22 protein-coding genes and 1 tRNA gene are annotated in these 20,929 nt (G+C 58.6%); 3 read left to right on the top strand and 20 right to left on the bottom strand.

Translation table 11 applies throughout. From position 1 onward, the window contains the following. Nucleotides 1–126 precede the first annotated feature (126 nt). Nucleotides 127–522: a lactoylglutathione lyase gene (gene gloA, locus NTD81_RS01995; RefSeq protein WP_262179803.1), complete on the bottom strand. Its 396-nt coding sequence runs from the start codon at nt 520–522 to the stop codon at nt 127–129. Between the two features lie 50 nt (nt 523–572). After that, nucleotides 573–869, bottom strand: a complete 297-nt coding sequence (locus NTD81_RS01990) for a putative quinol monooxygenase (protein WP_262178866.1) — start codon at nt 867–869, stop codon at nt 573–575. A 135-nt stretch (nt 870–1,004) separates the two neighbouring features. Here NTD81_RS01990 and NTD81_RS01985 point away from each other — a divergent pair, with 135 nt between their 5' ends. Further along, nucleotides 1,005–1,898: a LysR family transcriptional regulator gene (locus tag NTD81_RS01985; RefSeq protein WP_262178864.1), complete on the top strand. Its 894-nt coding sequence runs from the start codon at nt 1,005–1,007 to the stop codon at nt 1,896–1,898. 34 nt (nt 1,899–1,932) lie between these two features. On the opposite strand, the gene NTD81_RS01980 is transcribed toward NTD81_RS01985, so the two are convergent. The 4 genes from NTD81_RS01980 to NTD81_RS01965 form a co-directional block, all read right to left on the bottom strand. Next, on the bottom strand, nt 1,933–2,490 hold the full coding sequence (locus tag NTD81_RS01980) for a PPC domain-containing DNA-binding protein (protein WP_262178862.1): 558 nt from the start codon (nt 2,488–2,490) through the stop codon (nt 1,933–1,935). A 242-nt stretch (nt 2,491–2,732) separates the two neighbouring features. After that, nucleotides 2,733–3,098 (bottom strand): cupin domain-containing protein, encoded by a 366-nt coding sequence (locus tag NTD81_RS01975; protein ID WP_262178860.1) that lies wholly within the window; start codon nt 3,096–3,098, stop codon nt 2,733–2,735. A 191-nt stretch (nt 3,099–3,289) separates the two neighbouring features. Further along, complete coding sequence (gene gdhA, locus NTD81_RS01970; RefSeq protein WP_262178857.1) at nt 3,290–4,630, bottom strand: NADP-specific glutamate dehydrogenase; 1,341 nt, start codon at nt 4,628–4,630, stop codon at nt 3,290–3,292. 337 nt (nt 4,631–4,967) lie between these two features. After that, nucleotides 4,968–5,042 (bottom strand) — tRNA-Arg (locus NTD81_RS01965). Between the two features lie 115 nt (nt 5,043–5,157). Between NTD81_RS01965 and NTD81_RS01960 the strand changes: the two genes are divergently transcribed. After that, nucleotides 5,158–5,634 carry a GNAT family N-acetyltransferase gene (locus NTD81_RS01960; protein WP_262178855.1) on the top strand — a complete coding sequence of 159 codons (477 nt, stop codon included), beginning with the start codon at nt 5,158–5,160 and terminating at the stop codon, nt 5,632–5,634. 46 nt (nt 5,635–5,680) lie between these two features. Here the strand turns inward: NTD81_RS01960 and NTD81_RS01955 are convergent, their stop codons facing one another. Beyond that, entirely contained in the window at nt 5,681–9,148 is a 3,468-nt protein-coding gene (locus NTD81_RS01955) for an indolepyruvate ferredoxin oxidoreductase family protein (protein ID WP_262178853.1), read from the bottom strand. Nucleotides 9,149–9,390: 242 nt separating this feature from the next. Here NTD81_RS01955 and NTD81_RS01950 point away from each other — a divergent pair, with 242 nt between their 5' ends. Next, complete coding sequence (locus NTD81_RS01950; RefSeq protein WP_262178850.1) at nt 9,391–9,858, top strand: Lrp/AsnC family transcriptional regulator; 468 nt, start codon at nt 9,391–9,393, stop codon at nt 9,856–9,858. Between the two features lie 254 nt (nt 9,859–10,112). Here NTD81_RS01950 and phnP read toward each other — a convergent pair whose 3' ends face one another. From phnP to phnC, 13 genes are all read right to left on the bottom strand, one after another. Further along, nucleotides 10,113–10,886 (bottom strand): phosphonate metabolism protein PhnP, encoded by a 774-nt coding sequence (gene phnP / locus NTD81_RS01945; protein WP_262178848.1) that lies wholly within the window; start codon nt 10,884–10,886, stop codon nt 10,113–10,115. Then, nucleotides 10,877–11,440 (bottom strand): phosphonate metabolism protein/1,5-bisphosphokinase (PRPP-forming) PhnN, encoded by a 564-nt coding sequence (gene phnN / locus NTD81_RS01940; RefSeq protein WP_262178846.1) that lies wholly within the window; start codon nt 11,438–11,440, stop codon nt 10,877–10,879. Before phnN ends, phnP begins: the two co-directional genes overlap by 10 nt. Further along, nucleotides 11,440–12,585, bottom strand: a complete 1,146-nt coding sequence (locus NTD81_RS01935; RefSeq protein WP_262178844.1) for an alpha-D-ribose 1-methylphosphonate 5-triphosphate diphosphatase — start codon at nt 12,583–12,585, stop codon at nt 11,440–11,442. The genes phnN and NTD81_RS01935 overlap by 1 nt, the downstream gene beginning before the upstream one ends. Continuing rightward, entirely contained in the window at nt 12,575–13,300 is a 726-nt protein-coding gene (gene phnL / locus NTD81_RS01930; RefSeq protein WP_262178842.1) for a phosphonate C-P lyase system protein PhnL, read from the bottom strand. Before phnL ends, NTD81_RS01935 begins: the two co-directional genes overlap by 11 nt. A 60-nt stretch (nt 13,301–13,360) precedes the next feature. Continuing rightward, nucleotides 13,361–14,170, bottom strand: a complete 810-nt coding sequence (gene phnK, locus NTD81_RS01925) for a phosphonate C-P lyase system protein PhnK (protein WP_262178841.1) — start codon at nt 14,168–14,170, stop codon at nt 13,361–13,363. Next, nucleotides 14,167–15,042 (bottom strand): alpha-D-ribose 1-methylphosphonate 5-phosphate C-P-lyase PhnJ, encoded by an 876-nt coding sequence (locus tag NTD81_RS01920; protein WP_262178839.1) that lies wholly within the window; start codon nt 15,040–15,042, stop codon nt 14,167–14,169. Before NTD81_RS01920 ends, phnK begins: the two co-directional genes overlap by 4 nt. An 8-nt stretch (nt 15,043–15,050) precedes the next feature. Further along, the gene (locus NTD81_RS01915) at nt 15,051–16,169 is read right to left on the bottom strand and encodes a carbon-phosphorus lyase complex subunit PhnI (protein ID WP_262178837.1); all 1,119 of its coding nucleotides are present in this window, start codon (nt 16,167–16,169) and stop codon (nt 15,051–15,053) included. Continuing rightward, nucleotides 16,169–16,780 carry a phosphonate C-P lyase system protein PhnH gene (gene phnH, locus NTD81_RS01910; protein WP_262178835.1) on the bottom strand — a complete coding sequence of 204 codons (612 nt, stop codon included), beginning with the start codon at nt 16,778–16,780 and terminating at the stop codon, nt 16,169–16,171. The genes NTD81_RS01915 and phnH overlap by 1 nt, the downstream gene beginning before the upstream one ends. Continuing rightward, entirely contained in the window at nt 16,780–17,241 is a 462-nt protein-coding gene (gene phnG, locus NTD81_RS01905; protein WP_262178833.1) for a phosphonate C-P lyase system protein PhnG, read from the bottom strand. Before phnG ends, phnH begins: the two co-directional genes overlap by 1 nt. Nucleotides 17,242–17,254: 13 nt before the next feature. After that, a complete protein-coding gene (gene phnF, locus NTD81_RS01900) occupies nt 17,255–17,959 on the bottom strand; it encodes a phosphonate metabolism transcriptional regulator PhnF (protein WP_262178831.1) in 705 nt (234 codons plus the stop codon). Nucleotides 17,960–17,992: 33 nt separating this feature from the next. Further along, nucleotides 17,993–18,787, bottom strand: a complete 795-nt coding sequence (gene phnE, locus NTD81_RS01895) for a phosphonate ABC transporter, permease protein PhnE (RefSeq protein WP_262178829.1) — start codon at nt 18,785–18,787, stop codon at nt 17,993–17,995. A gap of 64 nt (nt 18,788–18,851) precedes the next feature. After that, nucleotides 18,852–19,853 (bottom strand): phosphonate ABC transporter substrate-binding protein, encoded by a 1,002-nt coding sequence (phnD, locus tag NTD81_RS01890; protein ID WP_262178827.1) that lies wholly within the window; start codon nt 19,851–19,853, stop codon nt 18,852–18,854. Between the two features lie 75 nt (nt 19,854–19,928). Further along, nucleotides 19,929–20,744, bottom strand: coding sequence for a phosphonate ABC transporter ATP-binding protein (phnC, locus tag NTD81_RS01885; RefSeq protein WP_262178824.1), 816 nt, complete (start codon nt 20,742–20,744; stop codon nt 19,929–19,931). Nucleotides 20,745–20,929 lie beyond the last annotated feature (185 nt).

Genomic DNA, 20,929 nt, shown 5'->3' with positions numbered 1-20,929 from the left:
GCAGCCGCTAAAGACTCTTTAGCGCCCTGCTAGGGTATTAATGCGGATGGCTGAAGCGGCGGGCAGGCGGTGCAGTGCTGCACTCACCCCGACACACGAACAATGGCTACCTTAGGACAGAGTCGCTTAATCGGCCTGGGTTCCCTTCTGGATCAACTCAATTTTGTAGCCATCCGGGTCCTGCAAAAAGGCGATCACGGTATGCCCGTGCTTCATCACCCCAGCCTCACGAATCACCGGGTGACCTAGGCTGCGGGCATGGGCGCAGGTTTGCGCGGCGTCAGCCACTTCAATGGCCAGATGGCCGTAACCGGTGCCTTGGGTATAGGAATGGGTTTCCCAGTTAAAGGTCAGCTCCAAGGCCGCCTCCAACTTCTCATCCTGATAACCGACAAAGGCTAGGGTGAAGCGTCCCTCGGGATAGTCTTTTTGCCGCAGCAAACGCATGCCCAGGACTTCAGTGTAAAAACGGATAGATGCGGGTAAATCGGTGACCCGCAGCATGCTGTGCAAGATGCGCATATTCATGCTCCTTAATCATTTGACGGGCACCCGCAGGTGCCCATCGGGGTTTAACCGGCGACGCGATTACCTTTGAACAGGAATAGCGGACCGTTGGCGAAGCTGTCGATCATCTTGTAGAACTCGACGATGGTTTCGTTGCGGCAGTGCTGCTCAAACGCGGCGGCGTCTTCGTACACTTCATCGAGGTAGAAGCGATTGCGGTTGTGCTCGTCGCGGATCACCTCGAAGCGCAAAGTGCCGGGCTCGTTTTGCAGCGAACCGTTGGCATCGAACAGCGCGGCTTTGGCGAACTCTTCGCGTTTGTCGCTGGGGACGTCGAACTGCACCAATACGTGATAAGTCATAACCCTCTCCTTTCGAGCTAAGGCTGCGGAGGAATTTCTGCAGGCCTTGGTGAACACGGAGCCAAGGTTAGGCTTGCCACTTGCTAATAAAAAGTGATTGTTTATTAGCTAAAGACTCTCAAAAAGTGAACCTATATGAAACTCTCCCAGCTCAAGTTTTTCTGCGCCGTGGTCGAACAGGGTACGGTTGCCGCTGCGGCTGAACAGCTGCACTGCGTGCCGTCGAACATCACCACACGCCTTAAAGAGCTGGAGGAAGGCTTAGCCACCACGCTGTTTAACCGCGAGAAAAACCGCCTGCTGATCACCCCTCAAGGGCGCCTGTTTTACCAGCACGCCAAACAGTTGCTGAGCTTGGCGCAGCAGACTGAAGGGCTATTTCGCGACGACAGCCAGCCCCAAGGCGTCTTGCGCATCGGGGCGCTGGACGTGGCCCTAGCCAGCCACTTACCACAGCATATCGTCAGCTACCGAAGCGCCTACCCGAGCGTCGAGCTGCATATTCGTCCTGAGCATTCGTTTGTGCTGGAGCGTTTGTTGATGGAGGGCGAGCTGGACCTGATCGTCACCGACGGCCCTATCGAACATCCGCTGCTGGCGAGCAGTCCGGCCTTCCATGAACAGCTGCTGCTGATCACCCCGCCAGGAGTGCACGCCGACTCAAGCAAACTGGCTGAGCTGGAGCTGTATGTGTTCGGCAAGAGTTGTTACTACCGCCATCAGGTCGATCAATGGATCGATCAGCGTATCCAGCCGCGCATCACCCTGGAGATTGAGTCCTACCCCAGCATCCTCGCCTGCGTCGCCGCGGGCTTAGGCTTTGCCTGCATCCCGGAAAGCATCTTTAAGGCCAGCGGCCTGGCTATTCAGCAGGTGCAGGCGCAAGTGGTGGAGGAACTGTCCGCCAGCGATATTTATTTCGTCTGGCGCAAACAGCAGCATTCGCCCTTGATTGAAAAGTTTATTGAACACACCCGTCTGTCCGATGCCAACGCATCGCAACAGCAGCCCACGCCCTACTGCTTATGAAACAGCGACCTGGGCTGCTTAAACCGATAACGGCTCAGCGGTTCTGAAAGTTAAATAGCGTCATGCCGGATTCGTCATCAAACATCTTCGGCAAGGGCGTGCTGTAAGTGGTGAAGATCACTTCAACGGTGGGTGAGGTCACCGCATGCATCAAATGCCCGCCCCATACGCTGCCGTCATCACGACTAAGCACCACATGGGCATGCACGGCTGGAGTGCCATTCACCACGCCGACATCCCCAGTCAGGGCAAGGATCTCCACCTGCTGGTCGGCGGCGATGATCTTGTACTCCTTACGCTTGCGATCCAGCCAACCGACCTTCACATCCCTCACCGCACCGATGGCGGTAAAACGCCCGGCCACCACTTTGTGGCGCACAGCAAAATCATTCAGCGCGGTGTAGACGTCGTCGCCAGTGCGCAGGATCAAGGCGTAGGTTTTTTCTGTGGCCGAAGAGCTGACCAACTTCTCTTGAATCGCTGGGGCTTCGCCATAGGGCTTCACATCGGAGGGTTTTATATAGTCGGCTGCGCTGGCTGCAGCACTGGCTGCCAACAAGGTTAAGGACATCAGCATCGCTTGAGTTTTCATAGATCACCTCGGCTATTTGCGTCACTGCAACCTAGCAAGGGCGATCCCCTGATAAAACTGACTAACAGTCAGGTAATCACTCACATTTTATAAGCCTTAGCCACGTAACAAGCGCCCGCCTGCGCTACAGGCGACTCATCCGGGGTGTGGAGAAGAGCCGCACTTGATTAATCAGGCACGCCCCCGCTTCAGCCAGCGCTCAGGCTGTCTTCAATGCTTAAACGCAGCCTGAGCGTCTGGGGTTAAATCCAAATATCGTTCGCGGCCGTGTACGCCCCACCGGCATCGCCGGTATTAACCACGCCACGCGGCTCCACCAAGAGCACACTGCACTCCTGCGCGGCGCTAGGGCGATGTTCAATGCCCTTGCCCACCACATACATTTCACCCGCCGTCAGCAGCACCGTTTTATCGCGCATCTCAATGCTCATTTGGCCATTCAGGACGATAAACACTTCATCGGTATCGGCATGGGAATGCCAAACGAACTGGCCCTGAATCTTCACCAGCTTGAACTGATAGTCGTTCATCTCAGCCACCACGCGCGGTGACCACTGCTCACTCAACAGACTTAACTTGTCGCGGAAATTGATTGCATCCTGGCTCATTTAAGGCTCCTGCTTCAGCACGGTACGCCGGGATAAAAGTGCCCCGGCACAGCAGGCTAACACAGCACGCATGGCCTCTTTAGCCTTAACTCTCAGGCAAAAGTAGCGCCCATAAAAAATGCCCTCTGTTTACACAGAGGGCATTTTTATCGGCAATCGTCGCCTATTTAGACCACGACTAAGGCGGCGTTTTAAACCACGCCTTGAGCCAGCATAGCGTCAGCAACTTTTACGAAACCGGCGATGTTGGCGCCTTTCACGTAGTTGATGCTGCCGTCAGCTTCTTCACCGTAACGCACGCAGGCGTTGTGGATGTTTTGCATGATGCTGTGCAGGCGCTCGTCCACTTCACCGGCGCTCCAGTTCAGGCGCATGGCGTTCTGGCTCATTTCCAGGCCGCTGGTGGCCACGCCGCCGGCGTTGGACGCTTTGCCTGGGGCGTAGCAGATACCGGCTTCGATAAACAGATCAACCGCTTCCAGCGTGGACGGCATGTTGGCGCCTTCGGCTACGCAGAAGCAGCCGTTGGCCAGCAGCGCGCGGGCATCTTCAGCATCCAGTTCGTTCTGGGTCGCGCACGGCAGCGCGATGTCGCAAGGCAGATGCCATGGGCGCTGACCGCCAAAGAACTCCAGTTGGAATTTCTTGGCCATTTCAGTCAGACGACCGCGACGGACGTTTTTCAGGTCCATCAGGTAGTGCCATTGTTCGTCGGTCATGCCAGCTGGCAGGTACAGAGTGCCTTCGGAGTCGGATACCGACACCACCAGGCCACCCAGCTCCATGACTTTCTGCGCAGCGTACTGCGCCACGTTGCCGGAGCCGGAGATGGTGACGCGCTTGCCTTCAAAGCCTTTGTTGACGCGTTTGAGCATTTCTTGCGCGAAATACACGCAGCCGTAACCGGTCGCTTCTGGACGAATCAGGCTGCCGCCGTAGCTCAGGCCTTTACCGGTCAGCACGGAAGTGAACTGGTTCGCCAGACGCTTGTATTGGCCGAACATGTAGCCAATTTCGCGGCCACCCACGCCAATGTCACCCGCCGGCACGTCGAGGTCGGCACCGATATGGCGGTACAGCTCGCTCATGAACGCCTGGCAGAAGCGCATCACTTCGTTGTCGCTCTTACCTTTTGGATCGAAGTCCGAACCGCCTTTACCGCCGCCCATGGGCAGGGAAGTCAGGGAGTTTTTGAAGACTTGCTCAAAAGCGAGGAATTTCAGAACACTGAGGTTGACCGAAGGGTGGAAACGCAGACCACCTTTGTATGGGCCAATGGCGCTCGACATCTGGATCCGGAAACCACGGTTAACCTGCACGCGACCGGCGTCGTCCACCCAAGATACGCGGAAGGTCACCACGCGCTCAGGCTCAACCATACGCTCAACAATACCTGCTTCGAGGTAGTGAGGGTTGGCTTCCAAGAACGGCCACAGGGTACGCAGGACCTCTTCCACAGCCTGGTGGAATTCCGGCTGGTCAGGATCTCGTTGTTTTAGGCGGGCCAGGAAGTGTTCGACAGATTCGCTCATGAGGTACCTCAAAATTGCCCATTTAAGCTGGGCTTATCGTCTATAAATTGCGGCGCACTTTAACAGCCAGAAACACCCTGCAACAGTGCAAAATGTCGCCTTACTGAAACTTTTTGGTGCAAATGTATAAAAACAGGCGGAAAAGCCCGCTGTTACTGGTCATTTTGCGCACCATCAAAGCACCTAATACCCCCGTATCAGGTGCAAAAAAGTGCATGCCGCATTGATCTACCTTATCTCAAGCGCCGTAAAGCCCTCCAGCAGGCAGCTGGTGAATAGAACATAGGCTTAAGGATGAAATAAGGAGGTGCCGGTACTTGCATATCGACGTGCTAGATGGCGTTCCCAACTGGATTCGAACCAGTATCTAGCCCTTAGGAGGGGCTTATTCTATCCATTGAACTATGGGAACCCGGGCTGCGCGATGCAGCCAACAGCGGGCCGCATCTTACCAGATGATGCGAATTTGTCATGTTGCGGCCACAGCGGCTAAATATACTGCCCCAGGCCCCACCTAGGAGAGCACCATGAACCCTTTAGCAGAGCGTTTGCCCGACTCCCCGTTCGCCACCGTGCAACTGCGCGCAGTCAGTAGCACCGATGCACCAGCCCTGTGTGCGTTACTGCAGCAGCTTGGCCCTGATGAGGCCCGGGCCGATGCGCAAATAATGGCCCTGCGCCTCAGCCAACTGCCCAGCAACATTGAGGTGCTGGTGGCCGAGCGCGATGGCCAGTTACTTGGCACCTGCAGCCTGCATCTGATCGAACACCTGGCGCATAACTTCGCCCGTTCTGCCGTATTGGAGGATGTGGTGGTAGACGCTCAGGCCCGAGGTTTGGGGATTGGCCAAGCCTTGATGGCCAAGGCCATTGAGCGAGCGCGGCATTGGCGCTGTTACAAGGTCGCGCTGTCGAGCAAGGTCAGCCGCAGCCAGGCCCATGCTTTTTACGCGAAACTCGGTTTTACCCTGCATGGCCATAGCCTGACCTTGCCCCTCGACTAAATAGCCGGTGGCGCCAGCTTGGCTGACGCCACCGCTATCACCCGACTTAGGCGGCTGGATCGTAGACCCGTACTGCGGCGATCTCCGTCACCTGAAGCCGCGCCAATAACTGCTCAGCTTGCTGACGCGCCTGCTCGAGGCTGCGCTGTTTGACATGGCCATAGCCGCGAATCTGCTCCGGCAACTGCGCAATGGCCAAAGCAGCGGCGTAGTTACGGCCATTGATCCGCGCCAACACCAGCTCCAACCAGCCCTCGTACTCGGCAATCAGTTGGCGTTCTTGCTGACGCTCAGCGCTGTGGCCGAATGGGTCCAGCCAAGTGCCACGCAAGAATTTAAAGCGTGCTAACACCGCGAACGCCTTGAGCATCCACGGGCCGAATTGGCGTTTACGCGGCTGCCCGGTGCGCGGATCAGGCTTGCTCAGCCAGCTCGGCGCCAGATGAAACTGCAAGCGATAGTTGCCGGCAAACTGCGCTTCAAGCTGGCGTGTAAAACTACCATCGCTGTAGAGCCGCGCCACTTCGTACTCATCCTTGTAGGCCAGCACCTTGTAGTAATAACGGGCGACCGCCTTGCTCAGGGCCTGATCATCGCTACGGTCGGCCTGCACCACCCGCGCCAGCATGCGCCGATAACGCGCGGCATAGGCCGGGTTTTGATAAGCCTGCAAACGCTCGGTGCGGTCATTAAGCAACTGCTGCAAGCTTTGGCTGCTACTCGCTTGCGCCTGCTGCGGGCGAACCAAACGCTCCACCGCGGCACTGTCGTAGGCGGTACGACGGCCCCAGAGAAACGCCTGCTGGTTAAATTCCACGGCCACACCATTGAGCTCAATGGCCTTGTCGATGGCTTGCGCCGACACGGGCACCAAGCCTTTTTGGTAAGCAAAGCCGAGCATAAACAGGTTGCTGGCAATGCTGTCGCCTAGCAGCTTGGTGGCCAGATCGGTGGCATCGACAAAGTGGATTTTGTTCGCCCCTACCGCCTCAATCAGCGCCTCGCGCATGGCACTGCCGGGCACTTGGGCATCGGGATTGCGGGTGAACTCCGCGGTGGCCGACTCATGACTATTAACCACCGCATGGGCGATTTTATCGTTGAGTTTGGCTAGCGCATCCTCACTGGCCGACACCACCAAATCGCAGCCCAACAGGAGATCAGCTTCACCGGCCGGAATGCGCACGGCGTAGATATCGTCCTGCTTAGCGGCGATGCGGATATGGGTCACCACCGGGCCAAATTTCTGCGCCAGGCCGGCTTGATCGAGCACGCTGCAGCCCTTGCCCTCCAAGTGCGCCGCCATACCCAACAGCGCGCCGACGGTGGTCACGCCGCTGCCGCCGACACCGGGCAGAAGAATATTCCAGGGACGCGCCAGCTTCGGTTGCTGGGGCTGCGGCACGGCGATAAACAACGCGCCCAAGCCCAGCGCCGCACTCTCGCGCAAATGGCCGCCATGCACGGTGACAAAACTCGGGCAAAAGCCCTCAACGCAGGCGAAGTCTTTATTGCAGGCGTTCTGATCGATCTGCCGTTTACGCCCCAGCTCTGTTTCCAAGGGCTGTACCGACAGGCAGTTGGATTTCACGCTGCAATCGCCACAACCCTCGCACACCGCGGGATTGATAAAGGCGCGTTTTTGCGGATCAGCTAACTTGCCGCGTTTGCGCCGCCGGCGTTTTTCCGTGGCGCAGGTTTGGTCATAAATCAGCACCGAGACGCCCTTAAACTCGCGCAGCTCACGCTGCACCGCATCTAACTCACGGCGATGGTGAAAACTCACAATCGGCGCAAAACCGGCGCGGCTCGGGTACTTATCGGGCTCATCGCTGACCAGGGCAATGCGCTTAACTCCCTCGGCAAATACCTGCTGGCTCAGTTGATCGACGCGCAGCTCACCATCGATGGGCTGACCACCGGTCATGGCCACCGCGTCGTTATAGAGAATCTTGTAGGTGATATTGATCCCGGCAGCCACGGCGGCGCGCAAGGCCAGCTGGCCGGAATGGAAGTAAGTGCCGTCACCTAAGTTTTGGAAGATATGCGGCGTATCGGTAAAGGGCGCCTGACCGATCCAAGTGGCGCCCTCGCCGCCCATCTGGGTGAAAGTATCGGTGTTGCGATCCATCCACTGGGTCATGTAGTGGCAACCAATGCCGCCTTGGGCGCGGCTGCCTTCAGGCAGCTGGGTGGAACTGTTGTGCGGGCAGCCCGAGCAAAAGTGTGGTGTGCGTACAGTGCTGTGCTTCGGCGCAGCGAGGGCGGCCTCTTTGGCGGCGATAAACTCCAGACGTTGCTTGATCACTGCACTGGTGTAGATCGGCTCCAGACGCTTAGCGATGACCCGGGCGATCATCGCTGGAGTCAGTTCGCTTAGGTTCGGTAGCAACGTCTGGCCCTGCTCGTCGAACTCGCCCACCACCACCGGACGCTTACCCACCGGCCAGTTATACAACTGACCGGTAAGCTGATCTTCAATGATGCTGCGCTTTTCTTCGACCACCAGAATCTCGTCCAAACCCTCTGCAAACTGGTGCACGCTGATCGGCTCCAGCGGCCAGCTCATGCCGATTTTCAGCACACGCAAGCCAATCTGCGCGCACAGTTCGTCGTCCAAGCCCAGATCATTCAGGGCCTGACGCACATCCAGATAGGACTTGCCGGTGGTGATGATGCCCAAGCGCGGATTGGCTGAATCAAGCATCACTTTGTTTAGTTGATTGGCCTGAGCGAAGGCCCGCGCCGCATAGATTTTGTAGGTGTTAAGGCGCGCCTCTTGAGCCAGGGGTGGGTCCGGCCAGCGGATATGCACGCCATCTTCCGGCAGCTGAAAATCGCTGGGCACTTGCAGCTTGACCCGTAGCGGGTCAACCTCGACCACGGCCGAGGAGTCGACGTTCTCGGCAATGGTTTTCAGCGCCACCCAACAACCGCTGTAGCGCGACAGCTCCCAGCCGATAATGCCGTAGTCGAGCACTTCCTGGACATTGGACGGGTTTAGCACCGGGATCGAGGCGGCAATGAAGTTGTGCTCGCTCTGGCTGGCAATACTCGATGACTTACAGCCGTGATCGTCCCCCGCCAACAACAGCACCCCGCCATGGGGGGCGACACCGGCGTTGTTGCCGTGTTTGAACACATCACCACAGCGATCCACCCCCGGCCCCTTGCCGTACCACATGGCAAACACGCCGTCGTAGCGCGCCCCGGGAAACAGACCGGTCTGCTGGCTACCCCATACGGCGGTGGCGGCCAGCTCTTCGTTGACGCCGGGCTGGAAGTGAATGTGATGGTCTTTGAGATAGTCTTTGGCGTCCCACAAGCTCTTATCCAGATTGCCCAAAGGCGAGCCACGGTAACCAGAAATAAAACAGGCGGTGTTCAGGCCTTGGGCCGTATCACGCTGTTTTTGCAGCATCGGCAGGCGGGTCAGCGCCTGGGTGCCGGTGAGATAAAGATGACCGGTAGCAAGGCGGTACTTGTCATCCAGGCGGATCTCGGCCAGAGACATAGCGGCGCTCCTCTTATTATTTTATTCAGCAAGACCACGCGGATAAGCGCTGTCTCATTAATGCCCGCCGGGGATCACCCAACGGGGCATAGCGGTTTTACAGCGGCTGCCAGCACGGCAACCCTGAGGCCAACCTGAATAAAATATGGACGAGGTGCGAGGATATTTCCTGTCTAAAATCTGACTAAAAGCTTATGCCTGTGCATAAATCTTTCGATAAATACAAGAATGCAGGAATAACTATGCAAGAACCCCTGAACCACACCGACCGTCGCATTTTGCGCCTGCTGCAGCACAATGCCGACCTGTCCGCCGCCGAGATTGCCGAGAAGGTCGAGCTGTCGCAATCGCCCTGCTGGCGACGGATCAACCGCCTGCACGAAGAAGGCTATATCGAGCGCAAAGTCGCCCTGCTTAGCCATAAGCAGCTGGGTTTTAGCATCACGGTGTTTGTCGATATCAAACTCTCAGCCCATGGCCGCAGCAATTTGGAGGAGTTTGAGAAAGCCGTGGTCGACTACCCCGAAGTGCTGGAGTGTTACACCATGGCCGGTGCCTCGGACTACAAGCTCAAGGTGGTGGCCAAAGACATCGCCAGCTACGAGCGCTTCCTGCGCGACCACCTGCTGCAACGCCCCCATGTACAAGAAGCCCACTCCCATATCGCCATGAGCGAGGTCAAGCGCACCACCGAGTTGCCGTTGGATTAACCAGCAACTTGTCGCTCGTAGGGTGGCGGACGCTTCTCCCCTCCACCACGGCCGGCAAAACCGTCACGCCTAGCCCGTAAGGTGCAATAGCTGCGCAGCAGCGTATTGCACCAAGCACCAAACACCATCTCGCACAGACCAAGCCGTAGACCCGCGCCCTCACCGCCAAACACCGCGTCGGCCCCACGGTGCAAGCGCCTGTGCGGCGATTGCACCCTAAATGCCGGCCTGCCTACCTTATCTAACAGGCGCCTCTAACTCAGATCTAGGGTCATGCCGTCGTAGGCCAGGCTGACGTCTGCGGGTAAGGCCGCCGGATGCTCGATTAACCAAGCATCCAGACTATGGCCGATATGGGTCAGCACGCTATGGGCTGGCTTTAGCTGAGCGATCACTTCCAGTGCCCGCGTCAGATCATTGTGGTTACGCGGCGCCACCGCCTGTGGCGGCATGGAGCAATCCAGCACCAACAGATCCAAGGGTGCTTGGCGCAATAACGCCGAGCTGTCTGCGGGCACACCGACCGTATCGGTCAAATAGGCTAAACGCTTTGTCAGCCCCTGCTTATCCCATGCTTGCAGCAGATAGCCGTAGGTCAGTTTGGAGTGATTAAGCGGCAACGCGGTAACTTGCAGAGCGCCCAACTGCCGCTGCTCAAAAGCGCTAAAGGGCTGGGAAAAATCCAGAATGCCGGGGTGCTTATACAGATCGGCGAACCCCTGCGGATCATCCGGGCCATGCACCGGAATCTGTAAACCATGCCCCCAGCGCAGGTGCAATAAGCCCTGGGCGTGGTCAGCGTGGTAATGGGTTTGCAGGATGCCGCTTAGGCTGTGGGGAGCAAAGCGTTCGGTCAGATCGGTTAGGCCGGCGTCGATCAACCAACGCTGCTCGCCACACTCGATCAAGGCCGAGCACGGTCCGCGCCGATAGCGGGGTTCGCTACGGGCACGGACACAAGCTGGGCAGTGGCAGTTGTACACCGGTACCTGCCGCGCATCGCCACTGCCCAGCAGGGTCAGGCGCATACGGCGCTGGCACAGATCAGCGCCAGCAGGTTGTCTGCCGTGCGTTGTAAATCCGCCGAGTTGTCCAGCACATGCACGCCATCGGCCTCTGCCGCGGCCTGATCAAACAACCCATTGCGTGCCAGGCGCTGTTCGATTTGCTCCTCGCTTTCGCGCCCGCGCTTGAGCAAACGCTCACGCAGCACGGGGTTATCGACACTGAGCAGCACCGGCAGTAAGTCCGGGTAACGCTGACGGGCCTGAGACAAATAAGCACGGGAGCCATTGACCAGCACGTGCTGCCCTGCCGCCAGCCATTCATCGAGCTGAATGGGTATGCCATAGGCCAAACCATTGGCCTGCCAACTCAAGGCGAAGGCCCCCGCCGCCTCATGCTCGGCAAACTCAGCAGGGCTGATGGCGATGGCATCCTCGCCCACCGCCTCCGCCGAGCGCGTAATCACCCGGCGTATAACTCTGCCACCATGGGCAGCTAAACGCGCCTGTGCGGCTTGCAACAGGCTGTCCTTGCCGGAGCCCGAAGGGCCCATCAGATAGATCAAACGGCCGCTCATCAGAACACCCTTTTCGCTTGTTGCCAGACTTGTTGAATCACCGGTTGCGCACCATGCACCTGAGCGTGAACCAGATCGGCACGCAGCCCCACGCGGATCTCACCACGATCAGTGAGACCGGCCGCTTGCGCCGGTAACAGGCTCACCGTAGCGATAGCGCGCGGCAGATCGTAGTCGTTGTCCTGCTCCACCAAGAGTAACGCGGCCTGCAGCAAACTGGCCGGGTAATAGTCACTGGAGAGGATATCGAGCAGGCCCAACTGGGCGAGTTCAGCGGCAGCAATATTGCCCGAGTGCGAGCCACCACGCACGATATTCGGCGCCCCCATCAACACTTTCAAACCCAGTTGATGACTGGCTTGCGCCGCCTCATAGGTGGTGGGGAACTCAGCAATCGACATGCCCAAGCCCGCGGACTCTTGCGCATGGGCCAAGGTGGCATCGTCATGGCTGGCCAGCGACAAGCCGCGCAGATGGCACTCGTCAACAATGCTACGGCGGTAGCGGTCGCTGAACTCAATTGAGTTGGCCTTTTGCTCGGCGATAAACTCGAGCATTTCCGCTTCGCTTAAGTGGTACTTGCCCATGTAGTACTCACGGTACTTTTCCTCTTTGGCGAACTGCCGCTGCCCTGGCGAGTGATCCATCACTGACACCAGTTGCACCAGCGGGTGCTCGAGCAAATCGCGGAACACGCTGAGGGTATCCGGATGACAGACCTCGCAGCGCAGATGCAGACGGTGATCCGCGCGAACATGGCCGGAGCGGCTGGCCTCGGCAATCGCCTCCAGCATCGCCGGTAACTGCTGCATGCGCTTGCCCTTAGGGTTGACGTCACCAATGGACAGCGCATCAAACACCGTGGTGATGCCCGCCGCCACAATCTGCGCATCATGGGTCAATACCGCCGAGGCTGACGGCCAATCCACTCCTGGCCGGGGCGTCATGTGTTTTTCTAGGTTATCGGTGTGCAACTCGACCAAGCCCGGCAGCAGGTAATCCCCGTTTAGATTCTGCGCCTGCGGCAAGCGGCTAACGCCCGGCTCCACCGCAGCAATCAGGCCATCGCGCAGCAGCACGGTGCCGATAAAACTCTGCTGGGCGGTAACCACTTGAGCGTTAGTGAGGATCTGTTCAACCGGCATAAACATACTCCTGCCCCAGCGCTTGGGACCTTGTAGCCGTCATATCCAGATAGCGATCAGCCACCGCTTCACGGGCAGCGCGATCATGGAAAATCCCGATCAGCGCACTGCCAGCGGCTTTGGCTTCGCTGATCAACTCCAGCACCACTTGGCGATTAGCATCATCCAGCGAAGCGGTCGGTTCATCGAGCAACAACAGCGGCCAAGTGACCATAAAGCCCCGGGCGATATTGACCCGCTGCTGCTCACCACCAGAGAAGGTGCCGGGCGCCAGTTGCCACAACGCTTGCGGAATATTCAGGCGACTGAGCAGGCTTTGCGCCCGGCTTTGCGCCTGCGCTTTACTCCAGCCCCGCGCCAGCGCCGGTTCCATCACCACATCCAGGGTCGAGACACGGGGGATGACGCGCAAAAACTGGCTGACATAACCCAAGGTTTGCCGCCGTACCTCCAACACCTGACGAGGCGTGGCGCCGACTAACTCGAGCCACTCCCCGGCATGCCACACCTGGATGCTGCCAGTCGCCGCCAGATAGTTACCGTAAAGGGTGCGCAGCAAGGTCGACTTACCCGCGCCAGATTGCCCATGCAGGACCAAACACTCAGCGCTGTTGACGCTGAAGCTCACCTCACTCAGCACATCCAGCACCACCCCATGTTGCTGGTGCAAGGTGAAGCTTTTGCTCAAATTCGTCACTTCAATCAGCTTGCTCATAAACACCTCTGAGCCCGTGCAGCGCCAGCCAACACCTAAGCCGCTGCACAGGCGTTGGATTTAAGGTTGCAGCACCGAGGACACCAGTAGTTGCGAATAGGGATGCTGCGGATCATCGAGAATCTGATCGGTGAGCCCCGCCTCTACCACTTCGCTGCGGCGCATCACCAGCAAGCGATCCGCCAGCAACCGCGCCACTGCCAGATCATGGGTAACCAGCACCACGGCCAAATCCAGCTCGCGCACCAAGCCCCGTAGCAAATCGAGCAAGCGCGCCTGCACCGAGACATCGAGGCCGCCAGTGGGCTCATCCATAAACACCAGGCGCGGCTGGGAGACTAAATTGCGGGCGATCTGCAAGCGCTGCTGCATACCGCCGGAAAAGGTCTTAGGCAGATCGTCGATCCGCGCCGGGTCGATTTCTACTTGCTCCAGCCAGTCAAGCCCCGCGGCGCGCAACTGGCCGTAATGGCGCACGCCTTGGGCCATCAAGCGCTCACCAATATTGGCGCCGGCCGAAACGCCCATGCGCAGGCCGTCTCGTGGGCTCTGCTCAACAAAGCCCCACTGGGTGCGCAGCAGGCTACGGCGCTGCGCTTCACTGGCCTGATAGAGGTCGAGCCATTGGCCGTTGTGGTCACGGTAATTGACGGCGCCACGATCCGGCTGACAACGCCCGCTAAGCAGGCTGAGCAAGGTCGACTTACCCGAGCCAGACTCACCGACAATGCCCAACACCTCGCCGGGATACAGCTCAAACGACACGCCCTGACAGCCCTTTTGCGGGCCATACAAACGGGTCAAATCTTCCACCCGCAGCAACGGCGTATTGCTGTCGCTTAGGCGGTGCAACTGTTCGGCAGCACTCATAGCGCAGCCTCCTTTTGTGGCTGCGCGGCGTCCTGACGCTGCATGCAGTAATCGGTATCGGAGCAGACATAGCGTTTGCTGCCGGCGTCATCGACGATCAGCTCATCCAGATAGGACTCTTCACTGCCACAGAAGGCGCAGCACTGCTGCCAATGCTGGACGCTGAAGGGATGGTCTTCGAAATCCAGACTGGCCACCCGGGTATAAGGCGGCACGGCATACAAGCGCTTCTCGCGGCCGGCGCCAAACAGCATCAGGGCCGGGCTCATATGCAGCTTGGGGTTGTCGTATTTCGGGATCGGCGAAGGGTCCATCACATAACGTTCATCGACCAACACCGGGTAGGCGTAGCTGGTGGCGATATGGCCGAAGGTGGCGATGTCCTCATACAGCTTGACCTGCATCACCCCGTAATCCTCCAGGGCATGCATGGTGCGCGTCTCGGTTTCCGAAGGTTCGATAAAGCGCAGCGGCTCCGGGATTGGCACTTGGTAGACGATAATCTGTCCAGCCTGAAGCGGCGTTTCCGGAATGCGATGACGGGTTTGAATCAGCGTGGCGGCATCAGTATGGGTCGTGGTTTGCACGCCGGCAGTGCGGGCAAAAAAGCGCCGGATCGACACCGCATTGGTGGTGTCGTCCGCGCCCTGGTCGATCACCTTGAGCACATCCTGCGCGCCCAAAATCGCCGCGGTCAGTTGCATGCCGCCAGTGCCCCAGCCATAGGGCAGCGGCATTTCCCGCCCAGCAAAAGGCACCTGATAACCGGGGATCGCCACGGCCTTGAGCAAGCCACGGCGGATCATGCGTTTGCTCTGCTCATCCAAGTAAGCAAAGTTGTAGCCGGACTCGGCGGCTGGTTGATTGGACATCACCTGATTCATGCGGGTTGCTCCCCAGTCACAGCCTGCTTGGCGTGGCCCTGCTGTTCGGTGTGCCCACTAGCGGGCTGACGCAGCTTGCGTAGCAGTTCCAGCTCGGATTGGAAGTCGACGTAATGCGGCAGCTTGAGGTGCGAGACGAAGCCCGCAGCCTCGACGTTGTCGCAGTGCATCAAGACAAATTCTTCTTGTTGCGCCGGGCCAACCCGCTCTTCACCGTACTCGTCGGCGCGTAAGGAGCGATCGACCAACGCCATGGCCATGGCCTTGCGCTCGGCACTGCCAAAGGCCAAGCCATAGCCACGGGTGAACTGCGCGTCGATGCCATGCCCCCCCACAAACTGGTTGACCATTTCACACTCGCTGACTTCGATATCCCCCAGCGGCACAGCGAAGTCCAGCTCTGCTGGCTGCAGCCAAACCTCCACCTGACCGATACGAATTTCCCCGGCAAACGGGTGGTTACGGCCATAGCCACGTTGCGTCGAATAGCCCAGGGCTAAGAGAAAACCTTCATCACCACGGGCCAGCGCTTGCAGGCGCTGCGCACGGCTAGCGGGAAAGTCCAACGGCTCGCGGGTGATATCAGGCACCGGCTCAGCGTTGTCCAACTCAGGGCCAAGCAAGCCCTCTGCAGCGAGTAAGTCCAACACCCGTGGGCAGTTGGCGATGCGCGCTTCCGGGTCGACTGATGGGCCTGGGTAATCACCTTCGGCCAGCAACGTGAAGTCGAGCAGGCGGTGGCTGTAATCAAAGGTGGGGCCCAATAGTTGGCCGCCGGGTAAATCCTTGAAGGTCGCCGAGATCCGCCGACTGAGCTGCATCTGCGTGGTGTCCAAACCACAGCTCGCGGCAAAACGCGGCAAGGTGGTGCGATAGGCGCGCAGGAGGAAGATCGCCTCAAGCAAATCCCCGGCTGCCTGTTTAATCGCCAGCGCAGCCAGTTGCGGATCGTACAGCGAGCCCTCGGTCATCACCCGCGCCACAGCCAAGGGTAACTGACTGCGAATTTGCTCGACTGCAAGTTCAGCAATGTTGGGATCGCCACGGCGCTGCTGCGCCTGCAAGGCATGGGCATTATCGATGGCGCGCTCGCCACCTTTAACGGCTACGTACATTAGGCATGCTCCTGGCTGATGTTGAGCACCTGCGTGCTGCGCGGTAGGCCAAGCACCTGCTGCTGGGCGGCAAAAAAGGCATCCAAACCCCGGGGGAAAGCACTGCGGGCAGTGCGCTGCTGCCAAAAACTATCGGCCACCGGCAAATCCACTTGGCGCAGCTCCTGGATACCAGGGCCGCGCCAGCTCAGCGACGGTCCGCCGACCAGGCTAGGCAGCTGAATGAGCAACGTGCAGGACTGATCGGGGTAGCGTTCACTGCCATGCTCGAAGCGCGACAAGTCGGCCAGCTCGGATTCATCGAGCAAAGCGAACAGCGCGTCTTCACGCTGGCTGACGATCGGGCAACCACAGTGAAACGACAGGTTGGCGCGCACCACCGGCGAGTCGAAATGCGGCGCCAACCACAGCGGCGTGTCGCCATCTAAAAAGGCCAAACACAGGGCATAGGTGGCAGGCGCCAGCTTATCCAAGGCTAAGGCGCGGGCCAGCGGTTGCACGCTGCCGGGTTCAGCCAAGGCTTTGAGGGCGCTGCGAAAACTGGCCTGGGCATCCAACACCGGATCATTGAATGCCGGCTGTAGCCACTGCGAACTATTCACCGCATTCATTAACTTTCCCCTCGCACTAAGGTGAAGAACTCCACCTGCGTCGTCGCCGTCGCGGCCTCTAGGGCGGCTTGTTTAGCCTGTTGCACCGTTTGCAGAGGTACGATCAGACGCGTCATCCATTGCTGCTGATCGGCGCCCTGCAAGTGCGCATCGGCCAAGGCCGCCAGCTCGGCATGCAGCTTGTCGCGCCCAGCCACGTAGCTATAACCGGTACGACCATCGGCCAGACGCACGACACAACGGGTCACGCTCATCTCGCCGAGGTTGAACAAGCTACCGCTGCCACCTAAGCGGCCCCGCACCATGCTCATACCCACCTCAGCTGGACGCAGCAGTTGGTATTCGGTATCCCGCAACGCCTCTGCATGCTCTTGCAGCTGCCCAGCGGCCCTGGCGAGTACCGCCATCCAGCGCTGGCGCTCGGCTATGTGCCCATCGCTATGCAACAAGTTGCTGCTCATTCAACTGCCTCCATCAAAGGGCTAACTGATACTGAAAACGGTCCGCACGACTGATCGACAGTGACAACTCCACGGGCCGACCTTGTGCATCACGGGATAGGGTTTGCACGCTCAAAAGCGGTGCATGGCGAGGCATCAGCAGACACGCCGCCTCGTCACGACTGGGCAAGCGCGCACCGATCAAACTGAAACAGCGGCTTAACTGCAGCTCACGCTGATTGAGGTAATGACGCAGCGAACCGCCTTGGTAGTCCGCCAGCAGGGGCGCCCAGGTCGCCGCAAACACATGCTTGATCTGGCTGACGGGCTGGTCCTCAATCGAACGCAAGGTGATCAACACCAGCACCTGTTCATGGGGGCCCAGCTCTAAGTGCCGAGACTCTTGCGCAGTGGCCTGACGCAAAGCGCGCTGGCACAGCTGCGCCTGTACCTGATGCCCCTGCGCCGAGAGTGACGCGCTGTAAGTGCTATCCGCCTTAAGCGGATAAATCATCGGGCTGGCTAACACCTGAGTGCCCTTGCCCTGCTGACGCAACAAGCGCCCCTCCTGCACCAACTCATCCACCGCGCGGCGCAAGGTATGGCGGTTAACCGCATAGCGCGCAGCTAGCTGCACCTCTGCGGGCAAATAATCCCCGGGGCGCAAGCTCAATAATTGCCCGCGTAATTGCTCTGCTAACTGGCGGTAACGCGGCTCGATTTGTCTAGACAAGTGCATAGCGAGGCAAGCCCTCCTGGGCCGGCATAGGACTCAGATAAACTGCTTACGCAGGCGCTGGGAAAGGATGTCGAGCACGCTGACCACGGCGATAATGATCAGTAGCAAGGCGCAGGTTTGGCCGAACTGAAAGCCGCGAATGGCTTCCCACAAGATCACGCCGACGCCACCGGCACCGACCATGCCGACCACCGTGGCGGAACGTACGTTGGACTCAAAGCGATACAGCGAATAGGAAATCCACAGCGGTAGCACTTGCGGGATGACCCCATAGATCACCTCCTGTAAGGCACTGGCGCCGGTGGCGCGCACGCCTTCGACGGGACCTGGGTCAATCGCCTCCACTGCTTCGGCAAACAGCTTGGCCAGCACCCCGGTGGTGCCAATAAACAGCGCCAGCACCCCGGCAAATGGCCCCAGCCCCACGGCCACCACAAACAACATGGCGAAGACCATTTCGTTGATCGAACGGCAGGCATCCATCACCCGCCGCACCGGCTGATAAACCCACCAAGGGACAATGTTTTCCGAACACAGAATGCCCAGTGGAATCGCGCAGACAATGGCCAACACCGTGCCCCACAGGGCAATTTGCACAGTGATCAGCATCTCTTTGAGATACAGCTGCCAATCACTGAAATCCGGCGGAAAGAAGTCGGCGGCGAAAGTCGCCATGTTGCCGGAGTCGCGAATCAGGGCCAGCGGATTCATCTCGGCGCCTTGCCAAGAAGCCGCTAAAACAGCCAACACCAGGCCCCAACCCAGCAGGTGACGCCAACTACGCTTAGCCGATACTTGCGGCAAAGTTGTGGTGGTTACAGTGCTCATAACAGCTCTCATCTCAACGCTTAGCGACGCGGCCTTAGCAACGGGCAAGGCCGCGTCTAGGGGATTAACCTGCAGTTGCAGTCGGCGCTGGCTGTTCCGCCATGCGTTTTTCTAACTGGGCTAACTCGGCATCCAGTTGCTGCAGCTGGGCTTGTTTATCGGCCGCGTTAAGGCTTGTGCTGTTGGCCACATCGCTGCGTTTTTTAAACAACTCCAACTGGCGAATCGGCAGCAATTGATCGTTGTTCGAGGCTTTGAATTGGCCCCATTGCAGGTTGGCGAGAACTTTCAATTCAGCAGGGGTAGTGCCATAGCCCAAGATGAAGTCATGCACCTTGGTTTTACTGGCTTGGTCGAGGTTGGTGCGCCAAACGAGGGGATCAGCCGGAATCAGCGGAGAAGTCCAAATCACTTTGAGCTGCGCGGCTTTATCCGGCGCAGTGAGTTCCAGGCGTTCCATACCTTCACTATTGAAAGTACCGACATCCACTTGCTTATTGGCCACCGACAGCGCGTTGACCTCATGGCTGCCATTGAGCGCACGTTTGAAGATTTTGTTAGCGTCTACTTTGTTCTGCGCGAACACGTAGTAGCCCGGTACCAGGTAACCCGATGTGGAGTTGGGATCGCCGTTGGCGAAGGTCAGGCTGGAGGCGTTTTTTAGCATGTCCTCCACACTGTTGATGGGGCTGTCTTTGTGCGCCACCAACAGACTGTAGTAACCCAGGGCGCCATTGGCTGCGACCGTCTGCGCAAAGATCTCACCGCCAGCGCGGTCCACCGCCTCCATAGCGGCCTTATTGCCGAACCAGGCTAAATCGACTTTGTTAAAGCGCATGCCTTGTATCAGCCCGGCGTAATCAGGGGCGAAGAAGGCATTGATCTTGATCCCAGTTTTCTGGCTCATATCCGCCAAGAAGGGATTCCAGAGGGTCTTGAGGTTCTGTGACGACTCAGTGGAGATAATGCCGAAATTCAGCTCCTGTTCGGCTGCCACCGCACTGCCCAGCAGTGCACTGGCTAACAGGCTAGTTGCCGCTAATACACGCCCCATACGTTTCAACATAGAAAACACTCCGATGACAGGTGAGTCATTAAGATTTGGCAGTTATTGGCGCTCAGGCTCGGGCTTAAGCCGGCCTTAGGCTGCTTGCGCCGCGCGTTCAGCGCACGGCGTCTCGGCGGGCGCCGGGTTGCTTAACTCGGCACCATAGAGATCGTTGAGGAAGTCGTTATGCAGCGCACTGGCGGCGCCGTCGAAATGCACCCGCCCAGCCTTGAGCGCTACCGCGCGCTGGCAGTAGCGCATGGCGTAATCGACTTGATGCAAGGTGACCAACACCGTGGTGCCGTCTTCGCGGTTGATATCCGCCAAAATCTGCATCACCTTGCGCGCCGACTCGGGGTCAAGGGAGGCGATAGGCTCATCGGCCAAAATGACTTTGGCCTGCTGACACAGCGCGCGGGCGATCGCCACGCGTTGCTGCTGCCCACCAGAAAGCGTTGAGGCGCGTTGCTGCGCTAGGTCGGCTAATCCCACCCGCGCCAAAGCTTGCAGAGCCTCAGCCTGTTCGGCGGCACTGAACCAACCGAGGCTGCCACGCCAGCGTGGCGTGCGCCCCAGATAACCGAGCAGCACGTTGTGCAGCACGCTCAACCGACCAACCAGATTGAACTGCTGGAAGATGTAACCAATATCGGCGCGCAAGCGGCGGATATTGCTATTGAGTCGGCCATCTATCTGCACCGACTGTCCCAGTACCTCGATGCTGCCGCCAGCACTCTGATCGCAGCAGGCCAACCCTGCCATGTGACGCAGCAGTGTGGATTTACCTGAGCCGGAGGCACCGATCAGCGCCACCATTTCACCAGTAGCGACCGTCAGGTCTAGGTCAAATAAGGCCTGCTTTTTATTGAAGGTTTTGTTGAGACGCTCAACCCGGATCACTGCACTCATGCTCTGCCACTCCTCTACACGTACAGAGCGGCAGATGACCGCCTGTTGGTGTAGACCAAGCTAAGCTTGAGCTGTGTCAGTGCCGTTAAAGGCCCGTGACACTTGGGTTACAGTGCATCGTCCAGGTTATTAGAAAAGGAAAAACCTGACCGTTTTCCCAATAAAACCTGACCACTTATGCAGAA

It is taken from the genome of Pseudomonas sp. 5P_3.1_Bac2 (genome assembly GCF_025465995.1).
Classification (GTDB): Bacteria; Pseudomonadota; Gammaproteobacteria; order Pseudomonadales; family Pseudomonadaceae; genus Aquipseudomonas.
This window is presented reverse-complemented; position numbering and strand designations above follow the sequence as displayed.